The sequence below is a fragment of the Nonomuraea diastatica genome, assembly GCF_004349015.1.
Lineage (GTDB): Bacteria > Actinomycetota > Actinomycetes > Streptosporangiales > Streptosporangiaceae > Nonomuraea > Nonomuraea diastatica.
Map to the genome: position 1 here is coordinate 15,925 of NZ_SMKP01000068.1, position 11,803 is coordinate 27,727.

The following is an 11,803-nucleotide window of genomic DNA, read 5'->3' on the forward strand; positions in this document are numbered from 1 at the left end:
GCACGGCTAGGGACAGGGCTTGACAGTCGAACACGAAGATCCGCAACGTTGGCCGCCGGGGCTCACCGCTTCGCTTGCTCACGCAACTGCCCCCGCGTCGCTCACTCCGCCGGGGCGGCGACGGTCGTGCTCGGCGTCGAGGTGTTCCAGTTCCTCGGTCACCGCCGCGCGCTCGGCTTCGGTGACCCTGCCATATTCTTCCTCCAGCCAGTCCACCAGCTCCAGCAGCCTGTCCCGGTCCCGTTTGACGCGCAGAGCCTCGGCGACGTACGCCGACAGGCCCCGATCTCCCGTCTCCGCACGAATCTCCTCGAGTTCCTCGGGAATCGTCACCGTCACCTTCTTGGTGGCCATATTTGAGGCCATACTCCAGGTATCCATCCCCTTACGAGCATGCCCAACCCGATCAGGGCGCGGGCGCAGTAATGCGTCACCCATCCTGATCATCCGGCCACCCCCGTCAGCACTTTGATCCAGACGAGAAGTGTCTGGGCGCGCCCACCGAGGGCGCACTGGTCGACCAGGACCTCTCCACCGACCCGGCGGGTCCTGCGGATGAAATACTGCCCGCCGGCCTGGCACAGCTCGTAGAACGTCGGCACGCAGTCGCACGTGTAGTCGCAGACGCGTATACGGTTTCCTGCTGCCCAAACGGGGTCCCACGTCAGCCGGGCGAAGCCAGGACCTGGCTCCGGCACATGGGCCGAGTGGAACCGGTCATCCGCAGGCATCGGCGGTGGTTGCGACATGCCGCAACCATAGATCTGGTCGTCTTCTCTTGTCTACATATAGCGATCACTCTGTCTAACTAGACAGAACGATATGTGAACTCTTGCCCGCATTGGCCTATGTTGCCTACGTGGTCGACTACGAAGGGGACACCCACGTCTACGTCCAGATCGCCGACATCCTCCGCCGTCGGGTTTCGAAACTCGACTCCGGACACCCGGTGCCGAGCGAGGCTGATATTCAGTACGAGTTCGGAGTCGCCAGAACCACGGCCAGGCGCGCGGTCCACGTACTGCGTGAGGAAGGACTTATCTACACCGTTCAGGGCGAGGGGACCTTCGTCGGCACACCGGAAGAAGCGCCTCGCAAGCAGCGAAAAGTGCCGTTGTATCAGCAGATCGCGACAGACATCACCGATCAGATCAAGGCGGGGAGATTCCTCCCCCGGCGCCCCATACCGGGCGAGACAGCGCTGGTGAAGCAGTATGACGTCGCGCGCGAGACAGTGCGGCGCGCCATGGCGCTGTTGCGGGAACAGGGGTGGATCTACACCGTCGCCCAGCGGGGCAGTTACGTCTCACCGAAGGAGTCGTGGCCCCAGGACTGACTTGGCCTAAGTGCTTGTATCCACACGTCTAGAATATGGGCATGCTCGACCGCGATGGCCCAGTCCCGCTGTACGTTCAGGTCGCCGACGTGATTCACCGGCGGATCGACAGCGGGGAGTTGCGGACCGGCGAACCCGTGCCGAGCGAGGCGGCCCTGGAGGCGGAGTTCGACATCGCGCGCAGCACCGCGCGCAACGTGGCCCGGGAGCTTCGCCGGCGTCGGCTCGCCCATACCGTTCGGGGCGAGGGCACCTTCGTCGGGCCCGCCGGCGTGCCACGTGAAAAGTCGACGAGAGCCAAGTATACGATCATCGCCGATGACCTGGCCGCGCGCATAAGACGCGGCGAACTCCGTCCCAACAGGGTGATCCCCAGTGAGCAGGTGCTGATGCGGCAGTACGGCGTTGCCAAGGTCACGGCCCGGCTGGCCGTCTCGCGGCTGCGGGAACAGCGGTGGGTCGTCACGGTGCCGCACCAGGGCACCTACGTGTGCGATCCGGCGCGATGGCCCGTCAGCCCTTGACCGCGCCCGCCGTCATCCCGGTGCCGACGCGGCGCTGCAGGAAGAGGAAGAGCAGCAGCGCGGGCAGTGCGAACAGGCTGGCGGCGGCCATGGTGGCGCCCCAGTCGGTGCCGAACACGTCACGGAACGACGAGAGCCACACCGGCAGCGTGCGCTTGTCCTGGTCCTTGATGATCAGCACGTTCACGAACGCGAACTCGTTCCACGCCGTGATGAACCCGAACAGCGAGGTCGCCATCAGCCCCGGCGCCAGCAACGGGAAGACCACCCGCCGGAAGGCCACCAGCCGGCTGCATCCGTCCACCTGCGCGGCCTCCTCCAGCTCCGGCGGGATGGCGGCGAGGAACCCGCGCAGCGTCACGATCGTGAACGGCAGCGTGATCATGAAGTAGACGCCGGTCAGCATGGCCAGCGAGTCGAGCAGGTCGGTGTCCCTGGCGATGATGAACACCGGCACCAGCAGCGCCTCCCATGGCGCCATCTGCGCCGCGAACACCGCCACCACGAACGTGCTCCGCCCCCGCCAGCGCATCCTGGTCATCGCGAACGCCGCCAGCAGCGCCACCACCAGCGCGATCAGCACCGCCGCGACCGTCACCAGCAGGCTGTTGCGCCAGTAGGTCCAGAACCCCGGCGCGTTGACCGCGGTGACGAAGTGTTCCAGCGTCGGATCGACGGGCCAGAACGTCGGCGTGGCCGCCTGGATGTCCCGTGTCGGCTTGAACGCGGTCAGGAACATCCAGTAGACCGGGAAGACCGTCGTCACGAGCGCGGCGACCGCCGTCGCGTTGAGCGCGAGCCGTTTCACGAGCGCACCATCCTTCGCAGGTTGCTGACCAGGGCGACGGCGAGGATCACGACCGTGAGCATGGCGACCGCCGAGCCCAGGTCATAGCGGTGCAGCACCCGGGCGACCTTGAACGCGTAGACCGGCAGGGTGGTGGTGGCGTCGTCGGGGCCGCCCTGGCTGAGCACCCAGATCTGCGGGAAACACTTGGCCACCCAGATCACCTCGAGCGAGGTGATCAGCGCGAACAACTGCCTGAGCATCGGCACGGTGATCTTCCAGAACACCTGCCAGCCGTTGCCGCCGTCGATCCGCGCCGACTCGTACAGCTCGGCAGGGATGGTGGTGAGGCCGGCGTACAGGGTGAGCGCGGCGAACGGGACCGACTGCCACACCACCAGGATCACGAGTACGGCGAACGTGGCCGTGCCGTCGGCGAACCAGGTATAGCCCTGGAAGGAGTCGAAACCGAGGGTGACCAGCAGCCAGTTGACCACGCCCAGCTCCGACTGGAACAACCACTGGAAGATCGTGGTCGCCGCGATGATCGGGGTGGCCCAGGCCAGGGCCAGGGCGCTCATCAGGGCCAGGCGCAGGCCGCGGCGCAGGCGTACGAGCATGAGGGCGACGCCGGTGGACAGGACCACGATGAGCGCCACGTTGATCGCGGTCCACACGACGGTGCGCCACACCACCTGCCAGAACTGCGCGCCGCCCAGCAACTCGGCGTAGTTCTCCAGGCCGACCAGGGTGGCGCCGCCCCTGATCAGCTCGCCCATGCGGAAGTGCTGGAACGAGATCACCGCCGCCTTGAGCATGGGATAGAGCAGGAGGAAGGCCCCGCCTGCCACCGTGGGGGCGATGAGCAGGAAGGGCCAGAACGAGCGGTGTCCAGCCCGCATCAGGATCCGCTGTTCAGGGTCGTGGTGATCGACTCGGAGACCTTCTTCGCCTCCGCCGCCGGGTCGGCGCCGGTGAGCACGGCGGTCATGTACTGCTTGATCACCGAGGTGGCCTCGACGGCGGCCCAGTTGGGGGTGTTCGGGGTGGCCCGGCCGTTGGCCGCGCCGACGGCCATCGCGGCGGTGCCCTCGTCGCCCGACAACACGCCGGCCAGCGAGGTGCGGTTGGGGACGAAGCTCATCGTCGTGGCCAGCTCTTTCTGGAACTTCTCTCCGGCCAGGGCCTTGACCAGCGCGTACGCCTCGTCCTGGTGCTGCGAGGCCACCGGGATGATCAGGTCGGAGCCGCCCGTGAAGACCGTGCCGGGTTTGTCGGCGGTCTTGCCCGGGATGGGGAAGAAGCCCATCTTGTCCCTCAGCTTGTCGTCCACCTCCAGCACGCGGGCGGCGACGCCGGGGACGGCGATGATCTGCGCGGCCTTGCCCTGCGCGAACACCTCGTGTTGCGGCGGGTTGGCCTCGTCGGCGTCCTTGGGGCCCTTGCCGAGGGCCTGGAGTCGCCGGTAGAAGTCCATGCCGGCCCGGGCCTGCGGGCTGTCGAGGGCGCCCTTCCACCGGCCGCCCTCCTGGACGGCCAGGTCGCCGCCCTCGTCCCAGATGAATCCGGCGAGCGCGTACCAGGTCTGGCCGGTCAGATAGATGCCCTGGTTGCCGCCTCTATTTAGCTTTGTCGTGATATCTAGCCACTCGTCGCGGGTTTTCGGGGGCTCCTTGATGCCGGCCTCGGCGAACAGGTCCTTGTTGTAGACGACCACGCGGTTGGCGGCGTACCAGGGGATTCCGTACTGCTTGCCGTCGATGTTCCCCGGCTGGGCCAGCCCTGGCAGCCAGTCCTCACCCTGGAGGTCGGCGATCTTGGCGGTGAGGTCCGTGACGCCGCCGCTGGCGGAGTACTGAGCGACCTGGGTGTTGCCCACCTCGATCACGTCGGGCGCGTCGGTGCTGGCCAGGGCCGCGGTGACGCGCTCGCCGATGCCGTCCCACGCCTGGATCTGGACGTCGAGGTCGACACCCTTGTGCGCGGCCTCGTACTCGGTCTCGAACTGCTTCAGCAGCTCCTGCGTGACGCTGCCGTCCATGATCCACGCGGTCAGCTTCGCAGGGGCGCCGCTCGCCGCCGCCCCGGTCTCCGGCTCTGCGCCGGTGCCGCACGCGCCGAGCGCGAACACGGCCGCCAGGGCAAGGATGCGGTACTTCATGGTGATCCTTCTGGTGCTGGGGGGGTGGGACCCGCGCCCGCCGGGCGGGCGCGGGGCGCGGTCACGCGTTGGGGACGGTGTCCTGGAACGCGGTGCCGGACGAGCGCAGCGAGCCGACCCGGCTCTGCACTTCGGCGGGCGAGAGCACCTCGTTCTTGCTGTGGTAGACGTAGTCGACCTGCTGGCGGTACGTACGGGTGCCCGTCGCTCCCTGGAGATCGATGAACCACTGGTTGAACATGATCCACATCGGGGTCTCGGGGTAGTAGATGTCACCGTGGTCGGCGAAGAGCCGGCCGTCCACGTAGTACTTGATCCGGCCGCCGGAGACCTGGATGACGAGGTCGTGCCAGCCGGCGAAGCTGGCGCGCTCCTCCGTGTGGGTGTTCACGGCCTGCCAGGGCTCGCCCTGATAGGTCTCCCAGCTCGTGGCGTAGAGGATGTTGGCCGGCTCGCCCCAGCCGCCGTTCGGCAGATATTCGAAGTCCAGCTCGCCGTAGTCGGGGTCGAGGTTGAAGCGCAGCGGGGTGATGGTGAAGAACGTCTGCACCACGTGCTCGCCGTCGGGTCCGCTGGTCGGCGCGTCGCTGAAGCGCACGCGGGCGGCGTACGTGCCCTCGTGGAACTTGCGGTTGGCGGTGGACAGCTCGGTCTGCACGGTGCCCGAGGGGGTGCCGTTCGTCGAGGAGTCGAGCGTCAGCAGGCCGCCGGGGAACGAGATCGCGCCGGGCGACCAGGTGGCGCCGGGCACGCCGGGCCCTCCCGAGCTGGAGCGGACCGTCCAGCCGCGCTGGGCCAGCCGGGGGTCGTTCGAGCCCGTGTAGGTGAAGTCGTCGAACAGCTCGCCGCCCGGTCCTGGGGGCACGGTGGGCGTGACGGTGGGGTCGGGGTCGCTGCCGTTGGGCTGGCCCCAGGAGAGCGTGCCGTTGACGTAGACGGTGACCTTGTCCCAGTTCGAGTAGCTGGTCTGAGGGCCGTAGGAGTAGTCGTCGCCCTGCGTGAACGTCTGCCAGTCCGAGCGGTAGAAGCGCAGCTGCATGTCGCCGGTGGTCCGGCCGGGGGCCAGGCTGCCCGAGGTGAAGCCCACCTCCAGATACTGGTCGCCGCCCTGCTGGCGGACGAACTGGCCGCTCACCGTCGAACATCCCACGACCGCCCAGGAGCAGGCGAAGCGGTAGGTCTCGCTGCCGGTGAGGTAGTAGCGGATCTTGACCTGGTTGAGCGGGATCGTGGTGGTGCCGTCGTTGAAGAGCTGGAGCCAGGGCTCGGCCTGGGCCGTGGTGGCGCCGGGTGCGCTGGTCCGGTATTGAAGGCGGACGGCCTGGTCGGCGTTGGCGGGCGCGACCAGGGAGACGGCGACGATGAGAGCGGGGATGGCTAAGGAAAGCAGGACCTTACCGAACTTTCGGGACATGAGTGGGGTTCTCCTTGGTTGGGCGGTCCCCCGACTGTCGTGCGGTGCCAAGAGCAGCGGTGATGCGGCGCGAGTCACGCGCCGGAGTGGGTGCGGCGCGGGTCACGCGCCGGAGTGGGTGCGGCGCGGGTCACGCGCCGCGGCGGATGCGGCCCGCGTACAGCGCCTCCAGGCGAAGGTTGTGCGCGTCGCCCTCGGGGACGTTGACCGAGAGATAGACCGGTGGCACTTCACCGGCTTCGAGCAGGTTGCTGACGGTCTGTGCCACGACGAGCTGGGCCAGCAGGGCTGAGGTGATGGTGGAGACCGCTCCAATGGAGGCGGGCGCTGTGGCGCCTCCGTCGGGCAGGGGCAGGACGGCGTCGCCGTAGGGGGCGTGGTTGTCGAGGACGACGTCGGCCAGGTCGGCGAGCCGGCGGCCCGAGGGGTGGCGGGACGCGACGGCTTCGCTGTGGGCGCGCGAGGTGATCGCGATCAGGTCGTGACCGCGCTCCTTGACGAGCGTGGCCAGCTCGACGACCACGCCGTTGACGCCCGAGTTGGAGATGATGACGAACAGGTCGTGCTCCTGGACGGGGGCCAGGTCGAGGATGGTGCGGGCGATGGCGGGGTCGCGTTCGAGGTCGTAGCGGTCGAGCTCGGCTCTGGGGGCGTCGCCGTACAGGACGATGTCGCGCAGCGCGAGCCGGTTGGTGGGCACGAGGCCGCCCGCGCGGCCGGCGATCTCCATGGCGACCGCCTCCGAGTGGCCCGACCCGAACGCCTGGATCACGCCGCCCGCGGTCAGCGTCTTGGTGAAGAGGCCGGCAGCCCGCGAGATCTCCGGATCCTTCGGGATCACCTGGACGAGGTGCGCGATGTGCTCGGCGAAAGCCTGCGGGGCGACTCGCTGGTTGACCGTCATATATCCCCTTCTGGTGAGCCTGGTCCTGCCGGGCCCTGTTCTGGTAGTCGGTGTCCGGCCACGGCCCGCACGGTGACGTCGAACGCCTGCTTCGTGCGTTCGTACGTGCGCTGGGCGACCGACACGTACACGACATCAAGGACAAGCAGCTGCGAGTGGATCGCGGCGAACCCCTCGGACCTGTAGCTCGTCGCGCGGCTCGCCGTCGTCAGCACCAGCTCGGCCACCTCGGCCAGCGGCGACCTCGGCTGCGAGGTGACGGCCACGGTGATCGCGCCATGGCTGCCCGCCTCCGCGAGCACCTCGATGACCTCGCGTGTCCGGCCGCTGTGGGAGATGCCGATCGCCACGTCGCCCTGGCCGAGCAGCGCCGCGTCTGTCAGCGCGGTGTGGGCGTCGGACCTGCTCCAGGTCGGCACCCGCATGCGCTGCAGCCGGTATTCCATCTCGCTGGCGACGGCCGCGCTGCTCGACACCCCGAACAGCAACACCCGCCCGGCCCTGGCCACGGCATGCGCGACCTTCTCCACCACGGCCAGGTCGAGCTGGTCGCCGGTCTCCTGGATCAGGCGGATGTCGTTGCCCGACACGACGCTCAGCACCCGGTCGAGGCTGTCGTCGGGCAGGATCTCGCGGCCGATGTCGGTCTGCCACGTCTGCTGCGCCACCCGGCCGGTCTCGGTGGCCACGGCCACCCGCAGCTCGGCGTAGCCGGCGAAGCCGAGCGCGCGGCAGAATCGGGTGATCGTGGCGGTGGACGTGGCGCTCCGCTCGGCCAGGTCGACGATGGTCAGCCGGGCCGCCTCCGCCGGGGCGGCGAGAATCGCATCGGCCACCTTGCGCAGCGCCTCGGGCATGTCGTGCTGCTCGGCCCTGATGCGGCTCAGTAGTTCCACGAGCCGATAATTATGTTCAGCATCTGGTGCCGTCAAGGCGTTTGGGCAATAATTTTTGACATGCATCTGGTTCTGGGCGTCGACGCCGGCGGCACCTCGTCGCGGGCCGCGCTGTTCACGCTGGACGGCACGCTGGTGCGGCGCGGGGACGCGGGCGGGGCCAATCCGGGAGCACTCGGCATGGACACGGCCGCGGCCAACCTGACCACCGCCGTCCGCCCGGCCCTGCCGGAGTCCGGATCCGCGCAGCTCATGGGTGTGGTCGCCGGGCTGGCCGGTAACCCCGACCGGTGCGCGGCGCTGGCCGGGCGCGTCTTCGACGACCTCCTCCCCGGCGTGCCGGTACGCGTGGCCGGGGACATCGTGACCGCCTTCGCCGCCGGCACCGCATCACCGTCGGGCACCGTGGTCATCTCGGGGACGGGTGCCATCGCGGCAAAAATTACCGACCACGTCCCCATCGCCACCGCCGACGGGTACGGGTGGCTGCTCGGAGACGAGGGCTCGGCCTTCTGGATCGGCCGCGCCGCCGTTCGTGCCACCATCCGCGCACTCACCACCCTGCCATCCCGCCCCTCCCCCACCACCCCGGTCGGCGCAACGCCAGGCTCCGTCGGCGTCGTCGCCGCGCCCGGCACCGTCCGTGCGGGCGGCGTGTCAGGCGGGGGCGTCACCGTCGGGGACGCCGGTACGGGTGACGGCGCCGGGCCAGGCGGGCTTGGTGCGGGATGGGTGGGCGGCGCTGGCGGGATGCCCGATGCCGAGGCGGGCTGGAAGAGGTCGCTGGCGGGGTCGGTCGTGCGGCACCTGCTGCCCGACGGCATCGGCGGCGATCCCGTGGCGCGGCTGGCGGCGGCGGTGCACGCTCGGCCGCCCCTCGCGCTCGCCGAGTTGGCGCCGCTGGTGAGCCGGGCGGCGCGGGACGGCGATCCTGCGGCGGTCTCCATCGTCGCGGAGGCCGCGTCCAGGCTCGCGAGAACCGCCTCCCGGGTGCACCAGCCCGGCCTGCCCATCGTGCTCGCCGGTGGCGTGCTCACTGCGGAAGGCCCCGTACGGGAGTCCGTACAGGGCCTTCTGGAGGGCGCCGTCACGGCGGGGGACCCGGCGGGGGCGGCGGCCTGGCTGGCCGCGCGCCCGTTGGTGGGCCCGCGAGAGTCCGCGGCGCTTCACCTCCGTTTCACCCGCTCGCCCTAACCCGCGGACGGCATGGTGGAGTTCTTCGGCAGGCGTTCCCGGGTCACCAGCAGGCGCAGCACGCCGGCCTGCTCAGACTCCGCGCTCCAGACGATCCAGTCGTCGCCGAACTCGGCCTGCTGCCGCTCCGGATCCATCCGGTAGCCGCTGTGATCGGGAGCGGGGGTGATGACCTGGAAGACCGCCTTCAGGCCGCGGCTGCACGCTTCGGCGAGCACCTCCCCGACGGTCGGTCCCGGGATAGGAACACCCCGTACATGTACGGAGGCACCATCAGCATTTCAGCCCTTTTTTCACCCTATGAGCAGAGCGGCGCTTCCGTAACTCCCGCCGAAGCCCGTCACGAGCGCCACAGAACGCCCGCCCCGCAGCTCCCGAACGGCCTGGACGACGTTGTTCAGCCCGTGCACGTAACCCTCCGAGAGCAGGCCGCCGTGCGGGTTGACCCAGGCGTGCCGCCGCTCCAGCAGGTACGGGCCCAGCTCCCCCCGCGCCGCTAGGCCGAAGTCCTCCAGTTGCCTGGGCACGAGCCACGAGTAGGCGTCGTAGAGCAGCGCCACGTCCACGTCCGAAGGACGCATGCCGGACGCGCTCCAGAGCATGGGCGCCACGAAGGAGGAGAAGATCGCGGTCACGTCGTGGGCACGGTCCATCGACGAGCAGCCAGGGCCTCCACCGCGCACCACGGCGTGCACGCGCGGCCCGTCGAGCACCGCGCTGACCAGCAGCGCGCACGCTCCGTCGGTCTCCTGGCAGCAATCGGCCGTGCGCAGCGGGGTGCAGACGTACGGTCTGGCCAGGTAGGCGTCGAGGGGGAGCGGGTCGCGGCGCAGGGCGCGGGGGTTGGACGCGGCGTTCTGCCTGGACTGGGCGACGACGGCGTGCAGGTGCTCGGCAGTGAGGCCGGTGTCGTGCAGGTAACGGGTGGCGGCCAGGGCGAACAGCGGGATCGGGCCGGCCAGGCCGTACGTGGGGATCCCGGTGGGGACGGTGTTCATGCGCGTGCCGGAGCGCCCGTTGAGCGCCCGATATATCAGGATGTTGCGGGCGAGACCGGCCTGGATCAGCATCGCCGCGTCCCCCAGGATCGACGCCGCCTGCGTGCCCCCGCCGGCGATGTCGTTGTGCCAGCCGAGCCGCTCGATCCCCAGCGCCCTGGCCACCCGTACGACCGGCGCGGAGTCGTTCATGTGATAGCTGAGCACCGCGTCCACCTCGCGCGGCCCGATCCCCGCGTCCGCGCAGGCCGCCCGGCACGCCTCGGCCGCGAGCTCCTCCTCGGTGCGCCCGGACTCCCTGGTCAGGGCCGTCATCCCGATCCCGGCCACGGCCGCCCGCCCCGCGAAGGGCTGCATGCCCCCTCCTCAGGCGTCCCGCCGGGGCCGGCAGAGCGCGCCATCCGCCTCACGCGACCGGCCCGGGACGGGCCCCCGCCGTGCCACCGGCTCCTTGCCGATCACGCTAACCGGCCGCACCCGCTCTAGACAAGCGCTTGCTCAGCAGGCCGCATCCTGGTTTACGGACAACCGCAACGACCGCGTTCCCGTCCGCAGCCCCCCGCCCCGGACCGGAACGAACCACAGGATCAGCCGCCCGACCAGCGAATAACGGCGAATCACCGGAAGATCTGCGGCGGCGGATAACTGTGTATCTTCACGGAAGCTATCGCCCCTTGTAATACCGAGGTTCGATCAACCGATAGCCCATCATCATCACGCCCGAGGTGAGCGATGGATCTACGCTACGTCCGCTACGCCCTGGCGATCGCGCGCGCGGGTTCACTGCGCCGGGCCGCCACCGCACTGCGCGTCTCCCAGCCCACGCTGTCCGAGCAGCTCAGGGCGCTGGAGAAGGAGATCGGCACCGAGTTGTTCAGCCGCTCGCCGAGCGGGATGCGGCTCACCGAGGCGGGCGAGGCGTTCCTGGCCCAGGCCACCGTCGCGGTCGACGCCTTCGAGCGGGCCGTGACCGCCGCCAGGAGCAAGGGCCACGTCGCGCGCCTGGGCGTGGCCGACGGGCTGACCGACGTGGTGGCCCGCCTGCTGTCCCAGCTCCAGAACGGCAACCTGCGCATCGCTCCCATGGGGACGGCCGAGCAGATCGTCTCCATCGCCGACGGCGCGCTGCAGGCGGGGCTTGGCTACGCGCCCGGTTCCACGCCGAGGGGCGTGGCCAGGATGCTTGTCCACCGTTTCCCGGTGCGCGCGCTGATGCCGCGCGCTCACCCCCTGGCCGCCGCCGGAGCGCTGTCGCTGGCGGACCTGGCGTCGGAGCCGCTGGTCATGCCGGAGTCCGACGCGGTGGCCGGCGCCCGACGTTTCCTCGAAGGGTTCGTACGCCACCGCCTGCACCCCCGCCTCGGCCCGTCGGCGGCCACGCACGACCTGGCCATCGACATGGTGGAGGCGGGCGCGGGCTACACCCTCTGCGTCCGCGAAGGGACGATGATTCCCGACACGCTGGCATTCATCCCTATCAAGGAGGACGTCCCACCCCTGGAGGTCGTCTTCCTCTGGAACCGCCAGGCCGACGTACAGGAGCTGGTCAGCGCGGCCCGCCACCTGGCCCGATCTGGATAGCGCTATTA

The 11,803-nt window shown here is 69.7% G+C and carries 14 protein-coding genes; 4 read left to right on the top strand and 10 right to left on the bottom strand.

Annotated elements, in window-relative coordinates; translation table 11 throughout:
* Nucleotides 1-78: 78 nt before the first annotated feature.
* Both E1294_RS23675 and E1294_RS23680 read right to left on the bottom strand, forming a co-directional pair.
* Complete coding sequence (locus E1294_RS23675) at nt 79-354, bottom strand: CopG family transcriptional regulator (protein ID WP_132511609.1); 276 nt, start codon at nt 352-354, stop codon at nt 79-81.
* Between the two features lie 89 nt (nt 355-443).
* Nucleotides 444-749, bottom strand: coding sequence for a hypothetical protein (locus E1294_RS23680; RefSeq protein WP_132511611.1), 306 nt, complete (start codon nt 747-749; stop codon nt 444-446).
* Between the two features lie 110 nt (nt 750-859).
* Here E1294_RS23680 and E1294_RS23685 point away from each other — a divergent pair, with 110 nt between their 5' ends.
* Both E1294_RS23685 and E1294_RS23690 read left to right on the top strand, forming a co-directional pair.
* The gene (locus E1294_RS23685; RefSeq protein ID WP_246083221.1) at nt 860-1,336 is read left to right on the top strand and encodes a GntR family transcriptional regulator; all 477 of its coding nucleotides are present in this window, start codon (nt 860-862) and stop codon (nt 1,334-1,336) included.
* 41 nt (nt 1,337-1,377) lie between these two features.
* A complete protein-coding gene (locus tag E1294_RS23690; RefSeq protein WP_132511615.1) occupies nt 1,378-1,860 on the top strand; it encodes a GntR family transcriptional regulator in 483 nt (160 codons plus the stop codon).
* On the opposite strand, the gene E1294_RS23695 is transcribed toward E1294_RS23690, so the two are convergent.
* From E1294_RS23695 to E1294_RS23720, 6 genes are all read right to left on the bottom strand, one after another.
* Nucleotides 1,850-2,668 carry a carbohydrate ABC transporter permease gene (locus E1294_RS23695; RefSeq protein WP_132511617.1) on the bottom strand — a complete coding sequence of 273 codons (819 nt, stop codon included), beginning with the start codon at nt 2,666-2,668 and terminating at the stop codon, nt 1,850-1,852. The genes E1294_RS23690 and E1294_RS23695 overlap by 11 nt on opposite strands.
* Nucleotides 2,665-3,549 (bottom strand): carbohydrate ABC transporter permease, encoded by an 885-nt coding sequence (locus E1294_RS23700; RefSeq protein ID WP_132511619.1) that lies wholly within the window; start codon nt 3,547-3,549, stop codon nt 2,665-2,667. The genes E1294_RS23695 and E1294_RS23700 overlap by 4 nt, the downstream gene beginning before the upstream one ends.
* A complete protein-coding gene (locus tag E1294_RS23705; protein ID WP_132511621.1) occupies nt 3,549-4,808 on the bottom strand; it encodes an extracellular solute-binding protein in 1,260 nt (419 codons plus the stop codon). Before E1294_RS23705 ends, E1294_RS23700 begins: the two co-directional genes overlap by 1 nt.
* A gap of 61 nt (nt 4,809-4,869) precedes the next feature.
* Nucleotides 4,870-6,222 carry a cellulose binding domain-containing protein gene (locus tag E1294_RS23710; protein WP_132511623.1) on the bottom strand — a complete coding sequence of 451 codons (1,353 nt, stop codon included), beginning with the start codon at nt 6,220-6,222 and terminating at the stop codon, nt 4,870-4,872.
* A gap of 130 nt (nt 6,223-6,352) precedes the next feature.
* Nucleotides 6,353-7,126, bottom strand: a complete 774-nt coding sequence (locus tag E1294_RS23715) for a sugar isomerase domain-containing protein (protein WP_132511625.1) — start codon at nt 7,124-7,126, stop codon at nt 6,353-6,355.
* Nucleotides 7,123-8,022, bottom strand: coding sequence for a MurR/RpiR family transcriptional regulator (locus tag E1294_RS23720; RefSeq protein WP_246083222.1), 900 nt, complete (start codon nt 8,020-8,022; stop codon nt 7,123-7,125). Before E1294_RS23720 ends, E1294_RS23715 begins: the two co-directional genes overlap by 4 nt.
* 60 nt (nt 8,023-8,082) lie before the next feature.
* Between E1294_RS23720 and E1294_RS23725 the strand changes: the two genes are divergently transcribed.
* Complete coding sequence (locus E1294_RS23725) at nt 8,083-9,216, top strand: N-acetylglucosamine kinase (protein ID WP_165977442.1); 1,134 nt, start codon at nt 8,083-8,085, stop codon at nt 9,214-9,216.
* Here the strand turns inward: E1294_RS23725 and E1294_RS23730 are convergent.
* Together E1294_RS23730 and E1294_RS23735 are read right to left on the bottom strand one after the other, a co-directional pair.
* Nucleotides 9,213-9,434 (bottom strand): hypothetical protein, encoded by a 222-nt coding sequence (locus tag E1294_RS23730; RefSeq protein ID WP_132511631.1) that lies wholly within the window; start codon nt 9,432-9,434, stop codon nt 9,213-9,215. The genes E1294_RS23725 and E1294_RS23730 overlap by 4 nt on opposite strands.
* Before the next feature lie 75 nt (nt 9,435-9,509).
* Nucleotides 9,510-10,571 carry a thiolase C-terminal domain-containing protein gene (locus E1294_RS23735; RefSeq protein WP_132511633.1) on the bottom strand — a complete coding sequence of 354 codons (1,062 nt, stop codon included), beginning with the start codon at nt 10,569-10,571 and terminating at the stop codon, nt 9,510-9,512.
* Between the two features lie 375 nt (nt 10,572-10,946).
* Here E1294_RS23735 and E1294_RS23740 point away from each other — a divergent pair, with 375 nt between their 5' ends.
* Nucleotides 10,947-11,795: a LysR family transcriptional regulator gene (locus tag E1294_RS23740; RefSeq protein WP_132511635.1), complete on the top strand. Its 849-nt coding sequence runs from the start codon at nt 10,947-10,949 to the stop codon at nt 11,793-11,795.
* Nucleotides 11,796-11,803 lie beyond the last annotated feature (8 nt).

Bases quoted from the DNA above. Each gene is read 5' to 3' on its own strand.
- E1294_RS23675 (WP_132511609.1), bottom strand. From the start codon at position 354: ATGGCCACCAAGAAGGTGACGGTGACGATTCCCGAGGAACTCGAGGAG.
- E1294_RS23680 (WP_132511611.1), bottom strand. From the start codon at position 749: ATGTCGCAACCACCGCCGATGCCTGCGGATGACCGGTTCCACTCGGCC.
- E1294_RS23690 (WP_132511615.1), top strand. From the start codon at position 1,378: ATGCTCGACCGCGATGGCCCAGTCCCGCTGTACGTTCAGGTCGCCGAC.
- E1294_RS23700 (WP_132511619.1), bottom strand. From the start codon at position 3,549: ATGCGGGCTGGACACCGCTCGTTCTGGCCCTTCCTGCTCATCGCCCCC.
- E1294_RS23705 (WP_132511621.1), bottom strand. From the start codon at position 4,808: ATGAAGTACCGCATCCTTGCCCTGGCGGCCGTGTTCGCGCTCGGCGCG.
- E1294_RS23710 (WP_132511623.1), bottom strand. From the start codon at position 6,222: ATGTCCCGAAAGTTCGGTAAGGTCCTGCTTTCCTTAGCCATCCCCGCT.
- E1294_RS23715 (WP_132511625.1), bottom strand. From the start codon at position 7,126: ATGACGGTCAACCAGCGAGTCGCCCCGCAGGCTTTCGCCGAGCACATC.
- E1294_RS23725 (WP_165977442.1), top strand. From the start codon at position 8,083: ATGCATCTGGTTCTGGGCGTCGACGCCGGCGGCACCTCGTCGCGGGCC.
- E1294_RS23735 (WP_132511633.1), bottom strand. From the start codon at position 10,571: ATGCAGCCCTTCGCGGGGCGGGCGGCCGTGGCCGGGATCGGGATGACG.
- E1294_RS23740 (WP_132511635.1), top strand. From the start codon at position 10,947: ATGGATCTACGCTACGTCCGCTACGCCCTGGCGATCGCGCGCGCGGGT.